This window comes from Deinococcus arcticus (assembly GCF_003028415.1).
Lineage (GTDB): Bacteria > Deinococcota > Deinococci > Deinococcales > Deinococcaceae > Deinococcus > Deinococcus arcticus.
This window is the reverse complement of record NZ_PYSV01000013.1, coordinates 112,995-132,406: the sequence shown is the minus strand read 5'-3', so window position 1 is coordinate 132,406 and position 19,412 is coordinate 112,995. Positions and strand designations below refer to the sequence as shown.

Genomic DNA, 19,412 nt, shown 5'->3' with positions numbered 1-19,412 from the left:
CTCAATATCATGGCAAGGTTTCACACGGTTCGCTGCTGCCCCCTGACCGCCCAGTTCTGGTTTCTGGGCGTGGATGCTCGCCGGGGCGACTTGAGTCTGCGGGGGTTTTCCAGGGCGTGCGCTCCACAGGGCAGCAGCCTTTACACCCTGGAAAACCTGTCGCTGCACAGCGCCGGCCTGACCCTGCAGACGCCGCGCGGCCCGCTGCACTTCAACCGCCGCACGCAGACCTTCACGCTGGCCGGGCAGCATGTGCCGCTGGCCCTGGGGCGCACGCAGGTGCGCGCGGCGCTGCAGGCGCACGAACGCTGGATTGAAGGGCGCTACGGGCCCGGATACCGCCCGGCCCTGGCCCAGACGCTGCGGCCCCCGCGCCCAGTGCGGGCGGCTCTGCCGGCGTGGCAGGCGTGGCACAGGGGGTCACTGGCAGAGCCAGCCCCACTGGCGTTTGTGGGGACGGGCGGCGGGGCCTTCTCCCGACTCACCCAGGCTGAGCCTTACCTCTTGGCGGTCAATCAGATGGGCCCAGCCAGAGTGCCCGTTCACTGACCTCGACCATGGGGAGAGAGGGTTGCCAGGACACCCGGCCTATCCCCATGCGCACGCCCAGCAGCACCAGCGTGAACACAGCCGCACACCACAGCAGCGCGCCTAGGCCCCGCCAGCGCCGCTGCGCCAGAGCATGGCGGGTCAGAAAAGCCCCCAGACTCAGGGTGGCCAGAGTCAGGGCCCAGTTCAGCAGCAGCGGCAGGACATAAAAGGCGTACTCCCCGCTTGAACTTCCACCGAAGTGCGTGTAGGGGAAGGGAAAGCCGTACACGGGCAGGGGGGCAAGACCGCCAGGGGAGGGGGCGGCCGTGTCCGGCACCATCACCCTGGTGCGCACCGTGACCCAGTACGGAAGCACGAGGCTCAGGGGCAACACCAACCGCCACCAGACCAGCCTCATGCCGGGTTACCGCACGTCCTTCAGGGCCTCCCGGGCCGCCTGGGCATCCCGGGCAATCTGGGCCTTCAGTTCATCCAGGCCGCTGAACTTCTGCTCGCCGCGCAACTTTGTAAAGAATTTGATCTGCAGCTCCTGCCCGTACAGGTCACCTTCAAAATCGAACAGATGCACCTCGAAGCGGCGGGTGCGGCCATCCACCGTGGGCCGGAAACCCACATTCGCCACGCCGTGCCAGCGCCCGTGGTCGCCCAGCGCCACCACGGCGAACACGCCCAGCGGCAGCGCCTTGCCGTCCGGCACCTGAATGTTCGCCGTGGGCCAGCCCAGGGTGCGGCCCAGGTGGTCGCCGCTCACTACCACGCCCTGCGCGTCGTAGTGGCGGCCCAGCAGGCGCCGGGCGCCGTCCACGTCACCTGCTTTCAGGTACTCGCGCACCCGGGTGCTCTTGATGTCCTCGCCCCCCAGGCCATGAATGGGCACCACCACCACCTCGGGGGCCACCGTTTTCAGGTCCTCGGCGCTGCCGGCCCGGCCCTTGCCAAAATGAAAGTCCTCGCCCACCACAATCGTATGGGGCCGCAGGGTGCGCAGATCGTCTAAAAAGGCGTCCTTGGGACGCGAGGCGAATTCGGAGGTAAAGGCGGCGGCAATCGTCTCGTCCACGCCGTAGCGGGCCAGCAGGTCCAGCTTTTCGGGCAGCGTGGACAGGAACTCCACGCCCTGCGTGAGCACGCGGGTGGGCGGATCGAAGGTGTAGACCACGCTGGGCACACGGTGCTCGCGCGCCTTGGCCTTCAGCTGGGCAATCAGGGCCTGGTGGCCCAGATGCACGCCGTCAAACGAGCCGATGGCCACGGCGGTGGCGGTGTTCGGGCGCTGCGAGGGCGAGACGTAGGTTTTCACGCGCGCTCCGCGAGGCGCTGCAGGCCAAACAGCGCGGCCGTGACGGTGGACGCACTGCCCACCAGCGAGCCGCTGCGCAGCCCGGCCAGCACCTGGGCCGGGGGCAGCCACAGCACCTCAATGCCTTCCTCGTCCTCGTCGTGGGGCAGCTTGCTCTCGCGCAGGCCGGTGGCCTCGAACACATGCAGTTCCTCGTCGCAGAAGCCCGGGCTGGAATAAAAGCGGGTGAGCAGCGTCATGTCGCCGTCCAGGCCCGCTTCCTCCTGCAGTTCGCGGCGGGCGGCGGTTTCGGGCGACTCGCCCTCGTCAATCAGGCCCGCCGGCGCCTCCACCGTCACGGCGTCAATCGCGCGGCGCTGCTGGCGCACCAGGAGCATCTCGCCGCGCGCGTTCAGGGCCAGCACCGCCACCGCGCTGGCGTGGCGCACGATCTCCCATTTGCCGTCCTGCACTTCCAGCCGCACGATGTGGCCGTCATAGATCACCTGCGTCTGCTCACTCATCTTGCGGCAACTGTAATGCACCGGCCCCCGGGCGCGGGGGGCGCCGTACACTGCAGGGGATGATCACCCGGGCCCAGCTCGAAGCGCGCGAGGCCGCCACCCTGGCCCCCTACGCTGCCCTGAGCCGGGCAGCCACGCGCGAACACCCCGAGCGCGAGAGCGACACCCGCACGGCCTTTCAGAAAGACCGCGACCGGGTGCTGCACACCACGGCCTTCCGGCGCCTGGAGGCCAAGACGCAGGTGTTTCTCTCGGCGGCGGGCGACCATTACCGCACCCGCCTGACCCATACCCTGGAGGTGGGGCAGGTGGCCCGCAGCGCGGCGCTGTCGCTGGGCCTGAACGAAACGCTGGCCGAAGCGGTGGCCCTGGCGCACGACCTGGGCCACCCGCCGTTTGGCCACGCGGGCGAGCGGGTGCTGAACACCCTGATGGCCGGGCACGGCGGCTTTAACCACAACACCCAGGCGCGGCGCATCGTGACCGAACTGGAGCGCCCCAAATCCGAATACGCGGGTCTGAACCTCACCCTGGACACGCTGGACGGCCTGAACAAGCATGACCGCGCCGGCCTGGGTCGCCCCAGTCTGGAAGCGCAGCTGGTGGACGCCGCCGACGCCCTGGCCTACACCGCCCACGACATAGACGACGGCCTGCGCAGCGGCCTGATTACCCCGGCGCAGCTGTGTGCCCTGCCCCTGTGGTGCGAGCTGCTAGGGGGCGCGGGGCTGCGCGGCGACACCCTGACCGAGCGCGAGCGCCGCACCCTGCACCGCCGGCTGCTGGGCACCCTGATCCGCGACCTGACCCACGCCAGTCACGCGGCCATCGAGGCCAGCGGCGTGCGCCGCCCGGAGGCCGCCCGCACCTTTGCCGGGCCCCTGATCACCTACAGCCCGGCCATGCAGGAGCGCCTGCGCGAGACCAGTGCCTTTCTGCGCGAGAACCTTTACCGCCACTGGCGCGTGGAGATGCAGGTGGAGCAGGCCACCCGCGTGCTCACCACCCTGTTCGAGGCCCTGGTGAACCGCCCCAGCATGTTGCCGCCTACCTTCCGCGCCCGCGCCCAGGCGGGCGATCTGCCCCGCGCCGTGTGCGATTACCTGGCCGGCATGACCGACCGCTACGCCCTGGACGCCCACAGTTCCATCACCCCGCCGGCCACGCCCACGCTGTGGCCGCGCTGAGTGGCCGGGCGTTGACAGCCTTTGCCGGCCCTGCTACATTTATGCCCGCCTGCCCGAGAGGGCGCGGCCAAGAAGGGCGCGGGTGTAGCTCAGCTGGTTAGAGCGCACGCCTGATAAGCGTGAGGTCCCCAGTTCAAGTCTGGGCATCCGCACCAACAAAGAATTCCCCCGTCCTGGACGGGGGAATTCGGTTTTTACCTGTCGGGTCGTTGGGCATGCATCTGGCTGAATAGTGGCAAAAGCGTGGGGTCTGAAACTCCGGATTTTGGGGTCATCCAGCCCAGAGCTTGAGGTCATTCAGCCGGGTCGAAGGAGCCCGATATGCACTTCACCCTCCGCCAGCACACCCAGGACTTTCTCATGCACTGCCGCCAGAAGGGCCACGCACCAGGAACGATGGCCGCGTACAAGCTGTCGCTGGACAAGTTCCTGGACTACGCCGAGCCAGCGGGGGTGACCCTCGCCGAGGACGTCACCCGCACGCTGATGCGCGCCTACGTCACCCACCTGGGCGAGTGCCTGAGTCCCGGTGCGGCGCACGCCCGGCTGCGGCCCCTCAAGACCTTCTTCCGGTGGCTGGAGGACGACGAGATTCTGGAGAAGTCCCCGATGCAGCGTGTGCCGATGCCGAAGCTGCCCCGGAAGGTCCTGCCCGCCATCGACACAGCGGAAGTCCAGCAGCTCATGGACGTCGCCCGGAGCACCAAGCACCCGTTTCGGGACCGGGCGGTCCTGGCTGTGCTCTTCGACACGGGGGTGCGCGTTTCGGAGCTCTGCGCCCTTCAGCTGGACGACGTGCAGACGGGCGGGCGCATTCGCGTTCAGGAGGCCAAGGGAGGCCGGAGCCGGGTGGTCCCGGTCTCCAGGGCCGCGCTGCGGCACCTGACCCGTTACGTGAACACGGAACGCCCGGAAACCCGGTTGCCGTACTTGTTCCTGTCGAACGACGAGACCCCGATGAACCGGGACAGCGTGAAGCAGATGCTGGAGCGGCTGTGCCGCACGGCTGGGCTGCCCGTCTTCACGCCCCACACCTTCCGGCGGGGCTTCGCCGTGAACTACCTCAGGAATTCGGGGGACGTGTTCACGCTTCAGCGCATTCTCGGCCACACCACGCTGGAGATGACGAACCGCTACGCGGTCTTGCAGGACGACGACCTGAAAGACGTTCACCGCCGGGCCAGCCCGGTGAGCGCCCTGAAGCGCTGAGGAGGACGGGCCATGCCGAAGAAGAAGGATGAAACGCCAGCCCGTGATGTGGCGGGCGGGGCCGGTCCGGCAGACCCTGGGGGGCCACGGGGCCAGCAGGCCCAGAACCCCGCCAGAGCCTCGGGAAGGGCCGGGGGCGACATGGAGGCGACCGAACCCCGGACCGAGCGGATGCGGCTCGTCACGCTTGGCCTGGGCCGGAATCTCGCCCAGATTCGCTGGGCCTGGGAGCACCCCGCCAAGGCATACGACCACGTCTCGGTCCCCATGCAGCTCGTGATGACGCTGCTGGGCTTGGTCGTGCTCTGCCCGCTGGAGGAGATGGTGTTCGACCTGGCGGACGATGAGCTCACCACCCGGCGCATTCCTGCTGTGGTCAGCCGGGACCTGGACCTGCACAACCCGGAGGGCTTTGTGGCGAACCTGCCCCGCTGGCGGCGGGCGGTGGCGACGGGCCGGGTGGAACTCTTCACGGACGCGAAGGGAAGGAAGTTGGACGGTGTTCGTGCCTGGCTGCCTCCCTCGCCGGACACGGCTGCCTGGACCATGACGCTCGATACCGCCCGACTGGCCGAACTGGTGACATGCCTGACGGCCATCCTGCCGGCCTGGGGCACGCCGCCCATCCGCGTCACGCTGCCCCCGAACGTGCGGTGAGCGGGCTCAGGCGACCCAGGTAAGGCTGGAACGGGCAGAAGGGTGAGTCCGGGCGGACGGTGACGGTGGGCTGCCAGGCTGAGGCCGGGAGCAGGTAGAGGTACTTCAGGTCGGTCTGCTGCTCGTTCAGGATGACCAGCGCGAGGAAGTCGGTATCGCGCTGGTAGTCCTTGCCGTACTTGTGGGTCATGAAATGGGAGCTGCGGGACGCTTCGAGGCGGAACTCGTAGGTTGCCCCCGTGCCTGACTGGCCGCTTCGGCAGTAGCCGAGTTTCACGTCAACACGCCAGCCGTTCACCAGCAGGTCGAATGGCGCTCGGTGATGGGTGGAGGGCGTGACCTCTGCCCCTGAGGCCGAAAGAAGCTGGGCGGTCAGCTGCTCGGCGAGCTTTCCCCGGTTGTTGTGGTGGCAGTTGCTGCCCAGGCCCAGGTGCTGCCTGCGGCGCTTCACGGTAGCGAGGCTGATACCGAACAGGGCAGCCAATTCGGCATCCTTGCAGCCCCGCGCATGGGCGGCGACGAAGGAGGGCTCGTCGATGGTTTTCTTATACATGGGTGACCTCCGGGTCGAAGAAATTCGCCCGGCGCAAGCCGGGCGGTTGAGAGGGTGAAATGGTTTCGGTTGTTGTGGAGCAGGCCGTCCAGGCCCACCTATCTGAGTAGTCTGCGCAGGGCTCTTTCGGCATCACTGGTCGTCGCTGCGAAGACGCGGGTGGTCGATGCTCTGCCCGCTACGACCACCTTCACATCATGTTTCGTCAGTGCGTGAAGCGCAGGTTCATCAGCTGAATGAAGAGCTCCGGCGATCAGGGCTGTTGTGCTCCCATCGGCCGCCTTGAATTCCCCGAGGCGATGTTGGAGGACGTCGGGATGTGTCGTCCAGGCGAAAAGGACCGGAGCCTTAACTGGAGCTGCGGGGTCGGTCTTCAGCAGAAGCCGAAGTTCAGGCTCTATGGAGGTCCACAGCGCCTTTTCCATGGGTTTAGCTGTGTAGAGCTCCAGCCCTGCCAGACAGGCCTGCGGGACGCCGCCAAGGAGTGCGTGAAGCTCAGCTGCGATGGCCTGGACCGCCGCAGGGTGGAGCGGATTCTTGGCATGGCGACTGAAGCGGAGCTGAGGCTGAAAAGGCCGGGTCGTCGCCCAGGTGGGGGGAAGCTCTCCAGGATGGAAGAACAGGACGACGCGGGGGCGGTCGGGTGTACCCACAGGATAATTGGTCTGTCTACCACGGTGGAGCATTTGCAGCAGTTCGCTCTGGAAAGCGTGTCGCGCCAGCTGGTTCCGGTCGGATGGTGAGTGGGGGGCCAGAGCAGCCATCGTGTGCCACCTGTAGGTAACGGGACGGTGGGGGGGATGCCAGGCCACCACATGCCGCCCGTCGAACGAGTTGATGCCCCGTCCGCTGAACCACCACATGGTCTCGACGGCCTTCGGTGGAAGCGCAGTCAGAGGGGGTGATGACCGCCAAGACCAGCGGGCCTGGAGTTCTGGGTCTTCCAGGTGCTTGATGACATTCCGGTACGACAGCATCAAGGTTCCCGCAGGATGCCCCCGCGTCAGTTCGCCCGTCTCGGCCATCAGATAGTTGCGGAGCTGCGGCTGCTTCCCGGCCACGAGATTCACACGGTCGATTCCAAGATCGACTTCTCCTTCGTCCTCAGCGTCGTCAAGGTCTGTGGTGTGTTCAATGTCCAGCGGGGTAAAGGGCCACTCCTCGACATAGGTCACCGTATGATTGGGGAACAGTCGCTCGTACTGCCGCAGTTCCCGACTGGCATAAGCGTCCAGAACAACGATGGGTGGGGTGTCCCTCGGAATACGCCGGAGCACGTCCCCTCGGAACTGCATTCCCCTGATGGTGTGGTCCGCTGCTTTGATCCAGGTCAACCCGAACCGGGCGCTTTCCGCTTTGGGAGAAGCCAGGTCCTCTGTGAAGGCGGCGAAGAAATCTGCGGGAATTCGCTCTGTGTCGGTGTCAACAGCTGCGCGAAGACTGTCCTGGAAGTGGCGGAAATCAGGCACGGCCCCATCGAGCTCCTGGGCCAGTGCTTTCCAGAATGCAGCGCCAGTCAGACTGTAAGACGTCGACTTCCGTCGTCGGTTGGTTACGTGCTCAGCCTCGGCATCGAATGCACCAGTAGTCGCCCTGTCCATGAGACGCAAAATGGCCTGTTCGATATTCCCAGCCTGCCCCAGGGACTGGCGTGTCTGGAGGAAATCCCGGGTGATCGGGCTGTTCGCGGTGACGGTCGGGTCCTTGCGTGCTGCCCCCAGCGTGTAGATGAATGAGCTCGTGGGGTCTTCATCGATGACGATGAGTGATACGTCTTTAAGCTTTTGATAGTTCGGGTTGGACGGGTTGTTCAGGACCATAGGCAGATGCGCATGGCTGATAACCGACACCACACTGTTCCGGGACGTGGTGAACTGCTGTTCGTAATCAATCTGGTTGGCGGCGCAGTAGTCCCGGCCGTAGAGGACATTCACGACCTCCCAAGCTGGCTCGAACGGGTCGTAAGTCAGGAAGCTCAGTCTGGGATTCAGTAAGCCAGACAGATGTTCCCGCGCCTCTTGCCCCAGAGCTCTCCGCACCCTGGTGCTGTCTTTCGGGTCAGTCTTCTCTTGGGTGCCATGTGTCGCCCAAAGCGCCCGGAACCGGCGAAAGAGGAGAAGGTCCGGGTCTAGGACCATGTCATATACAGCTTCGTACATCGCCTTGCTCTTCCCAGAGCCAGGAGGGGCGACGATGACCAGGACATGGCCGTGGGAGGCCCCTTCAATGCGACGGCGGAGTTGGTCGCGTTCGACTTTGGAAGTGGGCGTTGTCATCGGCTTTCTCGACGGAATCATCTCATTCCAGCGCTGATACCCCCATGTGGGGGGTGGATGACAATACTACATATAGCAGTCCTGGTCTTGGACGCTGACCCCATAAGAGAGGAAAGTCAGTTCAAAAGAAATCCATATGCTGGAAAGAGAAGGAGCGCCAGCGCACCTGACCAGGAGCTGGGGCGACGTGGTGAGGGCATTGCCCCATAAGAATTGCACCCCTTGCCTGGCTGCGTGCGACTTGGCCTCGATTCCTTCACATGCAATCGCCTGCGGAGCAGGCCGACGCCGCAGGCGGCGGAGACTTTCGGGAACAGCGCGTCCGGCTGGTCACAGAGCAGGAGGACCTGAGCGGCAGTGTGGGGTAGGGGGCGGGGGGGACCTTACAAACCTGCGGGCCGGGGCGTTGGGGGGCTCTTCGAGGGGCAGGGGAGGGGGGGTGGTTTCCCACCTGAACTGCAACTCCGCTGCGGGCCTTTTTTCAGGGGGCAAAGGGGCCGACTGCCCGCTCAGGTCAGCGCATGTTCCCCGCCTACGGCGGGCCGCTGCGCGGCGGAAGAGGGCGGAGGTGAACGGGAGTACAGTCGTGCGGCGAACGCCTGACCTTTGCAGCCGTGAGGTTTCCCGAAGAGGAGGGGACGTGGTGAGGCACAGCGTCCGTCACAGGTCATGGTCCGCGCCGTGCCTGGCCAGCCAGCGCTTCCTTTCGGCATAGTCCGGCAGCAGCACCTCCAGGCGCTCCCAGAATTCAGGCTTGTGGTGATGGAACTCCAGGTGGACCAGTTCGTGCAGCAGCACATACTCGGCGATGCGTCTGGGCAGCAGGGCGACGCGCCAGTGCAACGAGACGGTACCGGTCCGGCTGGCGGCCCCCCAGCGGTAGCCGAGGTCCGTGACCTCCACCTGCTTCGGCTGGACCCTCAACCGCAGCGCGAGCCGCTGGACCTGGTGCCCGGCCCACTCCGTGAGCTGCTCGGTGTACCAGCGGACGAACAGCTCCCGGCCCTGGGCGGCCTGCGATTCCGGGAGTTCGAAGTGCTGGCCGTTCAGCGTCAGTAAGGCGTCTGGCCTGGTGGGGCTGTGGGCCTGGACCAGGTGCAGGCGGTACGACCGGCCCTCGAACAGGAACCCCTCACCGCTGACATACTCCCGTTGCGGTGAGGGGCGGTGCAGCGCGGTCTTCTCCGCGAGTTTGCCGTACAGCCAGTCCAGCCGGGACGTGACGAAGGCCGTCAGCTGCGCCTCACTGGTTCCGGCGGGCACGAGCAGCAGCAACTGCCCGTCCCGCTCGACGCCCAGGCTGAGGGTCTTGCGGCGGGCGCTCTCCCGCACGGTGAACTCCATCTCCTGAATGCGCAGGGTCCATTCGGCGGCAGGCTGGGCCTTCAGAGCGGCGCACTCCACCGGGCATTCAGCCGCTTCGCCAGGTGCATCAGGTCATCGGCCACCACGCCGCACTGCTCGAACTCCACCAGGTTGTGGTCGTCGAGGTGCGCTGCCATCCACCCGCGTACCTGGGTCTGCTGAACGGGATTCCGCCAGAAGTCAGGCACCGTAGTCCGCTGGCGCAGGCCCTGGACGATGTGGACGGTCCCCTCGATGAGCCGGCGCACTTCGGTCTCGGCCAAGTCCTCGAACTTCGCGTCCTGAGCGGCGACAATCAGGCTGAAGAAGGGCGCTTCCGTCTTCGGGTCGAGCCCCGTCCGGTCGGCGGGTCTGCCACTCTGCATCTCCGCGATGAACCGCTTGAGGGCCTCGACCAGGGCGTCCCAGTGCTCGTTGTGCAGCTTGATGATGTCTTGCAGCCGTTCACTCAGCTTCTGGTAGAACACCGGGTCGTCATCCAGGTGGGCGGTGATGAAGTGCCGGGCGGCGTGCTCCATGGCGGCAGCCTGGGTGCGTTTGGATTTGAAGCCGCCGACCTCCTGGCGGAAGTTCGGGTCGAGCACCTCGATGCGCGGCACCTTGACCTGGATGCCCTCGGCGTCTACGTACTGGGCGATGAGCGCCTTGACCTTCGCTCCCGCGCCCAGGGGCAGGCCCTCGTCCTCGGTGTCGCGGTACACCTTCCGGACCATGTCGTAAATCCGGCTGAGGAGCGTGGCGTCCCGGATGAACTTCAGCGCTTCCGGGCGGGGCAGCACGATGTCCAGGGCGTCGAGGAACTCCTTAAGCTTCACCTTGAATTCCGCCCGCTGTTTCGGGTCGGCCAGGTGGTTCACGCAGGCTTCCCGGTCATCCAGGGCCAGCCCGGCGTCCGTGAACAGGCGGGTGGCGTCCAGGTGGGCCGCTGCGAGCTTTGGCAGCGTGTCGGTGATGGATTGCATGCTGCCCTGGATGTCTGCCTGCGTGTAGTCGCTCAGGGCCTGCGCCAGGTGGTGCCCCACCCCGAAGTAGTCCACGACCAGCCCGTGGCGTTTGCCGGGGGCGGTGCGGTTCACACGGGCAATCGCCTGAAGCAGCTCATGGTTCCGGATGTTCCGGTCCAGATACAGCGCCTGCTCGACCGGCGCGTCGAAGCCCGTCAGTAGCATGCTCTTCACGATGATGAGGCCGAGCGGGTGCTTCGGGTCCTTGAACTGCCCGTCCTCGCCGATGCGCTTGGCCTGCTTGGCCGGGTCCGTCCATTCAGCCCACTCGGCGGGGTCGTCCTTCCCGCCGTCTGAAATCACCGTGGCGAACTCCAGCCCGGCCAGCCGCTCCCGGTGCGGATGGGCCGCCACGAGCCTGCGGGTACGTTCTTCCAGGCTGGCGAGCTTCTCGATGGGCAGACTCAGGAACAGGGGGTTCAGCTCGTTCAACTCGGTGACCAGGTCCTGCTGCGCCCGGACGAACGCCTTGTGGTACTGCACGGCAGCGGCGCGGCTGTGCGCCACGACCTGCGCCTTGAAGCCGTTCGGGAGCACCTCGCTGGCGTAGTGCAGCAGTATGTCCTGCGCCTTGTCCGCGATGAGCTTCGGGGAGTTCAGCAGTTCACCCTGCGTGGCGTACCTGCGCTGCAACTCGTCCCGCTGGTCGTCCGTCAGCTGGTCGAAGAACAGGTCGAAGAGCTGGTCCACGCTCTTCCCGTCTTTCAGGAAAGCATTGACCTTGCGGCCCTCGTACAGAATCGGCACGGTCGCCCGGTCCTCCTGGCTTTCCAGGATGGTGTACTGGTCAATCATCGGCCCGAAAATCTCGTGCGTCTTCTTCGCTTGCCCTTTGATAATCGGCGTACCGGTAAAGCCAATCATGGCGGCGTTCGGCAGGGCCGCCCGCAGGTTGGCGTGCTGGGCGCTGCTGTGCGAGCGGTGCGCTTCGTCCACCAGCACCAGCAGGTTCGGCTGCGCGTTGACCACAGCCTGGTTCGCGTCGAAGGTCTCTTCCGGCTGGCCGCGCAGCTTCTGCACCATCCCGAACACGAACCCCGCGCCCGGCACGGCCAGCGCCTGATACAGCTCCTTCACGCCCCTGGCGACCTTCACGGGCTCCCCGGCCACCCTCGCGGTGCTGGCAAGCTGCTTCTCCAGGTCCCGGCGGTCGGTGACGACGACAATCTTGTAGGACCGCAACTCTGGAATTGTCCGGATGGCCCGGACCAGGAACATCATCGTCAGGCTCTTGCCGGACCCCTGGGTGTGCCACACGACCCCGCCTCGCCCGTCCACTTCCGCGCCCAGCAGCTTGGTCTTCCCGGTCCTGAGCCGCTGGAGGGCCTTGCGTACGGCGCGGTACTGCTGGTAACGGGCGACGCGTTTGCTCTTCGCGTCCGTGAGCGTGAAATTCTCCAGCAGGTCCAGCAGCGTGGCTGGGTTCAGCACGCCCGCCGTGAGCACCTGCTGGGCATGCAACTGGGGCTTACCGAGCTGCGCCTGCACCTGTTCCCGTGTGAACGGGTACGTGTCCTTCCAGGTCAGGAAGCTCTCCAGGGGCGCACCGACCGTGCCGAGCACCGCCTCGTAGAAGCTTGTCCCCACGAGCAGCTGCACCGTGTGGAAGAAGCCCTGCACGCCTTCCGGCTCCACGCTGCCGCGCAGGTTCTGGTAGAGCAGCAGGTCGTTGACGCTCTTCTCGATGGGGGCCGTGACATCGGGGGACTTGCATTCCACGACCACCAGGGGAATGCCGTTCACGAACAGCACGACGTCCGGCACGATGTACCCGGCCCCGCCAGAGTGGCCGGGCGGGTCCACCCGGAACTGATTCACTGCCAGGAAGTCGTTCCGGTGCAGGTACTCCGGCCGGAATTCAATGAACCGGACCGTGTGACCCTTCCCGTCCGGTCCCGTGACCTGCGCCCCGTCCAGCAGCACCCTGGTCAGGTGCTCGTTCACGGCCATGAGCCCGTGGAGACCGGCTGGAAGCCGGGTGAGCTGGCTCACGGCCTGACTGATGTGCGCGTCCTCCAGCCAGGGGCAGTCGGGTGCGTTGATGCGCCTGACTGCTTCCCGCAGTCGCCCCTCCAGCAGGTGCTGCTGGAACGATTCCCGCTCCGTGACCGCAGGGACAAACTTGTCGCCCTCCAGGTAACTCCAGCCCAGGCCCTGAAGGTGCCGGAGCAGGGGGGCTTCCACCTCGTTGTATTCGGCTCCAGGGGTCATGCGTCCGCGTCCTGTTTTTCCTGAGCGGTCATCGGCTCGCTGGAGAACAACTGGTCGTTAATGTCCGTGACCAACTCCACCCGTGTCACGGTGACCCCGATGTGGTGCTTGATGAGCAGGTCGATGAGCTCGTCGCCATCCACCAGGGTGATTGGCACCGTGTTGTCCGGTGCGGCGGCTTCCCTGGCCTTCTTGGAGAAGCTGGCAACGGTGAAGATGGTGCCCTTAAGGGCCTTGGCGTTGTGCAGGCTGCCACGCAGCTCGTTGACGGTGCCCGGCTGGATGTTCTGCTGAACCCGCTTGACCTGGATGGCCTCACGGAATGAGGTGACGCCGAAGCGCAGGTCAGCCAGGACGTCAATTCCGCCGTCGCCACTCTGCTTCGTCACCTCGACATTTTCGTACCCCATCGCCATCAGCAGCGTCCGGATGAGGTGCTCAAACCGGTAAGGGTGCATGGTCCTCAGGAGGTCCCGCAGGCGGCTCCGCTGCTCAGCGCGGTACGTCGCCAGGGCGCTGTCCAGCGTGAGCTTGGCTGAGTTCTTCTGCTGAACTTCCACGCTCGTGGCGTACTTCCGGCCCTGGCTGGTCAGAACGTACTTGTGCCCATCGCGCTCAACCAGACCGCGCTCCACGACATTGACCAGACGGTCGTAAAGCTTGCTCTCCATCGTCCCCTGCGAACGGCCATCCCCACCTGGGGCGAGGGCCTCCATCCAGGGCACCACGATGTCTTTCCGCTGAGCTGTGCCAATCGTTGCCAGCACGGAGAGCAGCTGCGTGATCCCCTCCGCTTCGTCAATTTCCCGGATGATGGCGGGTTGCTGCGCAATGAAGGCCTGCCCTCTGGCCGTGAGTCTGTACACCCCTGCTGTATCGGTTTCCAGCAGTCCGTAGTTCCGCGCCAGGGCCATTTCCCCCCCGGAGTACCTGGGGTTCAGCTTCGGGCCGTCCCACAGTTGCCGGGCCAGGTCGCGGTCCTTGCCCTGGAGCCGGGCGTCAATCCACTCATCGGGATCGCTCCAGCTCACCTGGCTCTGAGGCGTGCCCATCTGTTTGCCGATGGCTTCGTCCATGCTGCGGAAGTCACTGGCGGCCACACCATCCATGGCCGTCATCATCTGCCGGGCACGCTGATACGTCGGAAACCAGGGGGTACGGGCGATTTTTTTCATTGGTCCAGTCCTCTGCGCCTGCGCTCCGACGCTTCCTTCCGGGGTTTTTGCGGCCAGCTGAGCTTGGTGGCCCAGCCCTCGATGAGTCCAGCTGCTTTCAGGATGGTGTAGATACTCACGCCATGCGGCACATCTTCGCCACGACCGACATACCCGGCCAGGTACTCTTCTGAGTTGGAGTCGAGCCCCAGGCGTCGGCACACGATGAATGCCACCGACTCCGCCTCGAACTCGGCCACCTGAGGGACCTCGTGTGGCCGCTGCGGCCAGTCGTCACTACTGATGCCGCCGACGTGCCCGCAGCACAGGTGACCCAGCTCGTGCAGCAAGGTGACGAACTGCGATGCCCGGTTGAGCTGGGTTGTCTGGCCGCTCAGCTGAACGCGGTACCTCACTGGAGGCTCCTCTTTGTTTAGCTTCTGTGGTTTCCAGCCAGTCCCCACTGGGAGCGAGTACGGTCCGATGCTTCCCGCTGCCCCAGAACCGTCGTCGCGGAACTCCACCAGGACGCCGCGCCGCCGGGCATTGCGCATCAAGCACTCCCAGGATTCACTGCTCACGTAGCCATGCGCCCGGTACGGCTCCAGCACCTGCTGCGGCAGCGGTTCTCCCTGGGTATCCTCGTAATCAATCACAAAATCCACGGGACCGAAGGGCTTGAGGATGACGAGTGGAAACACGGGTCGGTCACTGCGAACCGTTCGCCTGAACTTCCATTCCCAGTCGGGGAGCCGGGCAGCGAATCGCAGGGTGGGCCGCTGCACCTGGAGCAGGTAGGCGTTGAATGGCGAGAAGCCCGAAAGCGCCGCAACGACCCGTAGCGCTTCCAGGTACTCAGCGCTGTTCCGGTAAATCTGGGTACGACGGACCAGCTCGTCGAAGTGCGCCGCCGCGTCAGGTCGTGCCACGTCAGGGCTCGCCAGTGAGCTTATTGCTGAGTGCCTTGAGTTCAGCGGTGACGTTAGGCCGAAGCTTGGGAGGGTTTACGCGGCTCCAGTTCTTCGTTTCGTGCCCGTACCTTCCGGCGACGATGGAGATGTGCCGCCCGACCCTGCGAGCGAGATGGAACAGCTGAGGGTCGCTGGCAGGGTGCCTGGCGAAGAACGCCTGCCATTCATCAGGGGGAATCAGGAGGTCCTGAGCCCACCCGTTCGCGGCCTGCTCGTCTGGGCTGCTGGTGTCGTACTCCTCCAGCGATTCTTCGGGGACCGGTGCATGGCCCAGCCGAATGTGCGCGAGCTCGTGCAGCAGGTTGAACCAGAACACATCCAGGTACGGGTAGCGCAGAGACAGGCCCACGACAGGCTGCGTGCGCCCCGGCTCGTCCAGATAGAAGGCCGCACCGTTTGTTTTGCTCTGGCTGGTGTGAGGGAGCAGCATGAAGCGGACCCCCGCCTTCGAGAGGACGTCCGGTACCTTCAGGAGACCCTGGCGGTCAGAGGTCAGACCCATAAGCTCCGGCAGCACCGCGTCCAGCGCATCGGGAGTGTACGTTGCCACCCGCTGGCCCTGGACGGCCTCTACCAGCTGGCGTGTCCATTCAGACATGGCTTGGGTATCAGCACCAGCCGCAGCACGGTACATGGCAGGCTGGGGGACCAGAGCGGGCATCGTCGGGATAACGGGGAAGTCCTCTGGGACAGCAATTTGAGCAGCAGGTCGAAGAGGATGACCAGCATCGCTGTCTTCGACTTCGGCAGCAGGCAAGGGCACCCGCACCCGCCCGGTGAGCAGGTCGTCCATCAGGCCACGCTTGAGCGCCTGGAGCTTGTCCAGCTTGGAGAGTTCCGTGTCCACTCGGTTTTGAAATCCGTCGAGCAGTCCTGCGATGCGCGCTTGCTCGTCAACCGAGGGCAGCGGAATGATGAGTTGCTGGATAGCTCCCTGAAACAGATTCGGCTGTGCAGCCTGAAGCTGCGTGTTGCGAATTTGGGCTTGTGTTCCAGAAGAACGCAGCGCCCATTCAGCAAAGCGGGTGGTGAGCTGAGTTTGGTTCAGTTTTACAAGCGCGGCACTGCGGACCAAGCAGCACCTCATCCCCGCTGGGATGGCTGCAACCCTCCCGATGGTCCCAGAACACGAAATAAGGATGTCTCCAGGCTCAGGGAAACAACGCCGAATCATCCGCTGGTATTCCTGTTCTGGCACATAGTCAACGTCATCAAGGGCAAGTTCTCCGTTAAGGACGTTTCTTGCGCTTAATAGCAAAACGCCCGAACTGGCCCGTTTCGGTGTGTGATGGTCACCATCGGTAATTTTGTGTGCCACATTTTGAAGCTGTGTGACGTTCCAGTCTCTCGGCAATATGCCCAGCTCTGTGCTTTCGAACTGTTGTGGGTTCTGCTCTGGGTCTCGGAGCTGACCCCGTTCGTCTAACCCTCGCTTCAGGAGGTCGTGTAGCAGGCCCTGGCGGCTGGCCTGAAGCTTCTCGATGACGCGCTGCGTGCCCTCAATGGTGCGGTCAAGGGTGTCGAGGATTTCAGCTATACGGCGCTGTTCGGGGAGGGGTGGAGTGAGAAGCTCATATCCCTCTAACTCACTCTTCTTGATGTGAACTAGGCCAGAAGCTCCATGGGCATCTTGTTCAATAGTCGGGGTGAGATGTTTAAGAGATTGAAATAGCCATGAAGGGTCCACTCCTGAAGTTAAGTGGAGCTTGAAAATGTGTTGGTTTAACAGCCCCTTAGCTCCATTCCAACGAAAGGGCCCAAAGGATGTTCCTCTACTGCCCGACCACGAGAAGAGTAAGTCACCAGGATTGACGACGACATGCCCTTCGCTGCTTCTCTCGAAGCAGTTGAAGTCGGTGCTGCCGTTCAAATTCTGAATTCGAATTATGGGCAATCCATGACTTCCCCAGTCTTCTGGCCTGAATGCTGAGCCGTTCTCGAACCGACATAACTGCCCCAGTGTTTTCTTCTGCACGTCAAGCCGAGGCATAGCCCAGCTCCCGTAAAAACTCGTCCAACTGTGCCGACGCTTCGTCCCGCTCCCGCTCCAGCTCGCGCAGGCTGATGTGATACTTGTCGTGCCAGCCTTCCAGCACAGCCACGATTTGGTTGCGATGTGCTGTGACAGCACGCTTCAGAGCTCTCTCTATGTTCTCTTGCATGAAGGTCAGCGCGAGCTGCTGCCGCCCCTCGTCGGTCATCGCTTCCACGGTGGCCTGAAGGCTGCTCAGTGCCTCGGTCAGCGTTGTCTTGTGGACCTTCTTCGTGTCGGTCAGCTTCTTCTTGACCAGCTTGGCGACGGCCGCATTCTGGGCGGCGGCCAGCGGGTCGTGGCCCTCGACTTCGTCGCCTTCCTCGGTCCCTTCGCCATCCAATGCCGTCAGCTCGGCTTCCAGCTCAGCGCGGCGCTCCTCCAGAGTTTGCAGGTCTGCCATATGTTTTGGGGCCAGGGCATTGAGCAACCGGTCCCGGTCGATGCCGCCCGTGGTGCTGCCGTCATTGTCCTCGCTGGTGGCGTTCTGAATCCAGCCATTCAGAAGTTCCTGCCAGCCGTTCGCGGCGAGGGTTTTCAGGTTGTTCTTGTTGTCGTCCCACCAGGCGGCGATGACGCCCGCAACCTGGAAAGGACCGAGCAGTGCAGCGCGGTCGCCCGAGGGGCCAAGGTGGTCCTGGAAGGTGCCGAGCAGCTCGCTCCGGACCTTCTGGAACGCCCTGGTCTCCGGCAGCGTGACGAGGTGGTGCTGCTGGGCGCTCCACCAGTTCTGGAAGCGCCGGTTCAGGTCCCGCTCCACCTCCTGCACGCCGCCGTCGTTCTCGACGACCCAGCGCTGGGCCTGCCGGGTTTCGGCATGTCCCCCGAAGTGCAGGTAGCGCGCATCCTCCGGGTTGTTGTGGAACACGACCTGCATGGGGTCGAATCCGTGTGAAGCGAACAGGTCCCGCTTCGCCTCGACTTCGGTCCTGGGCACGCCGCCCTGAAGGTGGGCACGCACATCGTGTGGTTCAGGCGCAGGCGTGTTGTCGGCGTACCGCCGAATGTTCAGGTTGTCGCCCTGTTCGCGCAGTTCTTCGCGGGTCACGACACGGGCATACCCCGGCACGTCCCGGAAGGCCTCATAGGTGCTGACGATTTTCTCGATGTGCTCAGGGCGCAGGACGTTCTGGGCGCGGATGGAGTGGTATTCAGCGTCAGCATTGATGAACAGCACCTTGCCCTGACGTTCGGCGGGTTTGTCCCCGGAGTGCCGGAGAACCAGGATGGCCGCGGGGATGCCAGTCCCGTAGAACAGGTTGGCGGGCAGGCCGATGACGGCTTCCAGCACATCGTCGTCCAGGAGGCCGGTGCGTATGGCCTTCTCTTCACCGCCCCGGAACAGCACGCCATGCGGCATGACCGTGGCAACCTTGCCGCCTTTCCGGGTGACGGCCAGCATGTGCTGGAGGAACATCAGGTCGGCTTTCTTGCCGGACTCCGGCGTGAACCCGTACTGGAAGCGCCCCGGCACGTCCATATCCTTGATGGTGTAGTTCAGGCTGAAGGGCGGGTTGGCGATGACGTAGTCGAACCGCAGCAGGCTGCCGTCCGGGTCCCGGTGAAGGGGATGCGCCAGCGTGTCCTCGTTGCGCAGGTCGGCGTCGTGGATGCCGTGCATGATGAGGTTCATCTTCGCCATCGCCCAGGAACTGCCACTGGCATCCTGACCGTACAGCTGCACGCTATCGGGATTTCCGCCATGTTCCTCGACGTACTGGCGGCTCTGGATGAGCATCCCGCCGGAGCCGACGCTGGGGTCATACACCCGCTTGTTCGGCTGCGGGTCCAGGAGGCGCACCATCAGCCGCACGACGTCGCGGGGCGTGTAAAACTCGCCGCCCTTCTTCCCGGCGCTGTCAGCGAACTGCTTGACAAGGTACTCATAGGCCGCGCCAATGAGGTCCGGGAACTCGAAGTCCTCATCCCGGAGGCGCTGCTCGCCGAAGTGCTGAATCAGTGCCCGCAGGCGCACGTCCGGCACCCGCGTCTGACCGACCTGGCGGTTGAAGTCGATGTGCTTCAGTACGCCTTCGAGGGCCGTGTGGTTCTCGCGTTCCAGGGCCGCCAGCGCCTTGTTCAGTCCGTTCCCGATGTCCTTGTGAAGCTCGTCGTGAATGTACGTCCAGCGGGCCTCCGGAGGCACGTAGAAGATGTTTTGCGTGTCGTACCGGTCCCGCTGCCCCGCCCGCTGCGCCGCCTGTTCCGGAGTGCGGCCGAGGGCGAGCTGCTGAGCGGTAATCCGCTCGTACTCGGCCTCGAACACGTCCGAGGCCCGTTTCAGGAAGAGCATCCCGAAGATGTACTCCTTGAATTCGGAGGCGTCCATCTTCCCGCGCAGGATGTCGGCAGCGGCGAACAGATGCCGCTCAAGTTGTTTCAGGGTGAGCTTGGGCATGAAATCCTTCTTAAGATAGGCGCATGGGGCTGAATGTGGA

General features: G+C 64.6%; 15 protein-coding genes and 1 tRNA gene. 5 read left to right on the top strand and 11 right to left on the bottom strand.

Translation table 11 applies throughout. The features are described 5' to 3' along the window. Window positions 1-9: 9 nt before the first annotated feature. The gene (locus C8263_RS13720) at window positions 10-549 is read left to right on the top strand and encodes a hypothetical protein (protein ID WP_107138688.1); all 540 of its coding nucleotides are present in this window, start codon (window positions 10-12) and stop codon (window positions 547-549) included. On the opposite strand, the gene C8263_RS13715 is transcribed toward C8263_RS13720, so the two are convergent. Genes C8263_RS13715 through C8263_RS13705 form a run of 3 tightly spaced genes read right to left on the bottom strand, consistent with a single transcriptional unit; the run spans window position 512 to window position 2,355 of the window. Next, window positions 512-949, bottom strand: coding sequence for a hypothetical protein (locus tag C8263_RS13715; protein ID WP_107138687.1), 438 nt, complete (start codon window positions 947-949; stop codon window positions 512-514). The genes C8263_RS13720 and C8263_RS13715 overlap by 38 nt on opposite strands. A 6-nt stretch (window positions 950-955) precedes the next feature. Next, on the bottom strand, window positions 956-1,852 hold the full coding sequence (gene ribF, locus C8263_RS13710; RefSeq protein WP_107138686.1) for a riboflavin biosynthesis protein RibF: 897 nt from the start codon (window positions 1,850-1,852) through the stop codon (window positions 956-958). Further along, entirely contained in the window at window positions 1,849-2,355 is a 507-nt protein-coding gene (locus C8263_RS13705) for an NUDIX domain-containing protein (protein WP_107138715.1), read from the bottom strand. The genes ribF and C8263_RS13705 overlap by 4 nt, the downstream gene beginning before the upstream one ends. Window positions 2,356-2,414: 59 nt before the next feature. Here C8263_RS13705 and dgt point away from each other — a divergent pair, with 59 nt between their 5' ends. The 4 genes from dgt (at window position 2,415) to C8263_RS13685 (ending at window position 5,408) form a co-directional block, all read left to right on the top strand. Next, window positions 2,415-3,542 (top strand): dGTP triphosphohydrolase, encoded by a 1,128-nt coding sequence (gene dgt / locus C8263_RS13700; protein ID WP_107138685.1) that lies wholly within the window; start codon window positions 2,415-2,417, stop codon window positions 3,540-3,542. 78 nt (window positions 3,543-3,620) lie between these two features. Further along, a tRNA-Ile gene (locus tag C8263_RS13695) sits at window positions 3,621-3,697 on the top strand. 166 nt (window positions 3,698-3,863) lie between these two features. Next, window positions 3,864-4,751 (top strand): tyrosine-type recombinase/integrase, encoded by an 888-nt coding sequence (locus C8263_RS13690; RefSeq protein ID WP_107138684.1) that lies wholly within the window; start codon window positions 3,864-3,866, stop codon window positions 4,749-4,751. Window positions 4,752-4,763: 12 nt separating this feature from the next. Beyond that, window positions 4,764-5,408, top strand: coding sequence for a hypothetical protein (locus C8263_RS13685; RefSeq protein ID WP_146160691.1), 645 nt, complete (start codon window positions 4,764-4,766; stop codon window positions 5,406-5,408). Here C8263_RS13685 and C8263_RS13680 read toward each other — a convergent pair. The 8 genes from C8263_RS13680 to C8263_RS13645 form a co-directional block, all read right to left on the bottom strand. Continuing rightward, window positions 5,383-5,961: a hypothetical protein gene (locus tag C8263_RS13680; RefSeq protein WP_107138682.1), complete on the bottom strand. Its 579-nt coding sequence runs from the start codon at window positions 5,959-5,961 to the stop codon at window positions 5,383-5,385. The genes C8263_RS13685 and C8263_RS13680 overlap by 26 nt on opposite strands. Before the next feature lie 98 nt (window positions 5,962-6,059). Next, window positions 6,060-7,895: a hypothetical protein gene (locus C8263_RS13675; protein WP_146160690.1), complete on the bottom strand. Its 1,836-nt coding sequence runs from the start codon at window positions 7,893-7,895 to the stop codon at window positions 6,060-6,062. A 1,002-nt stretch (window positions 7,896-8,897) separates the two neighbouring features. Further along, the gene (locus C8263_RS13670; protein ID WP_199188403.1) at window positions 8,898-9,641 is read right to left on the bottom strand and encodes a M48 family metallopeptidase; all 744 of its coding nucleotides are present in this window, start codon (window positions 9,639-9,641) and stop codon (window positions 8,898-8,900) included. Beyond that, entirely contained in the window at window positions 9,623-12,817 is a 3,195-nt protein-coding gene (locus C8263_RS13665) for a type I restriction endonuclease subunit R (RefSeq protein ID WP_107138680.1), read from the bottom strand. The genes C8263_RS13670 and C8263_RS13665 overlap by 19 nt, the downstream gene beginning before the upstream one ends. Then, on the bottom strand, window positions 12,814-13,992 hold the full coding sequence (locus C8263_RS13660) for a restriction endonuclease (RefSeq protein WP_107138679.1): 1,179 nt from the start codon (window positions 13,990-13,992) through the stop codon (window positions 12,814-12,816). Before C8263_RS13660 ends, C8263_RS13665 begins: the two co-directional genes overlap by 4 nt. Beyond that, on the bottom strand, window positions 13,989-14,900 hold the full coding sequence (locus tag C8263_RS13655; RefSeq protein WP_107138678.1) for a hypothetical protein: 912 nt from the start codon (window positions 14,898-14,900) through the stop codon (window positions 13,989-13,991). The genes C8263_RS13660 and C8263_RS13655 overlap by 4 nt, the downstream gene beginning before the upstream one ends. A 1-nt stretch (window position 14,901) precedes the next feature. Beyond that, complete coding sequence (locus tag C8263_RS13650; protein WP_107138677.1) at window positions 14,902-16,932, bottom strand: restriction endonuclease subunit S; 2,031 nt, start codon at window positions 16,930-16,932, stop codon at window positions 14,902-14,904. After that, a complete protein-coding gene (locus C8263_RS13645; RefSeq protein WP_107138676.1) occupies window positions 16,919-19,372 on the bottom strand; it encodes a type I restriction-modification system subunit M in 2,454 nt (817 codons plus the stop codon). The genes C8263_RS13650 and C8263_RS13645 overlap by 14 nt, the downstream gene beginning before the upstream one ends. Window positions 19,373-19,412: the final 40 nt, after the last annotated feature.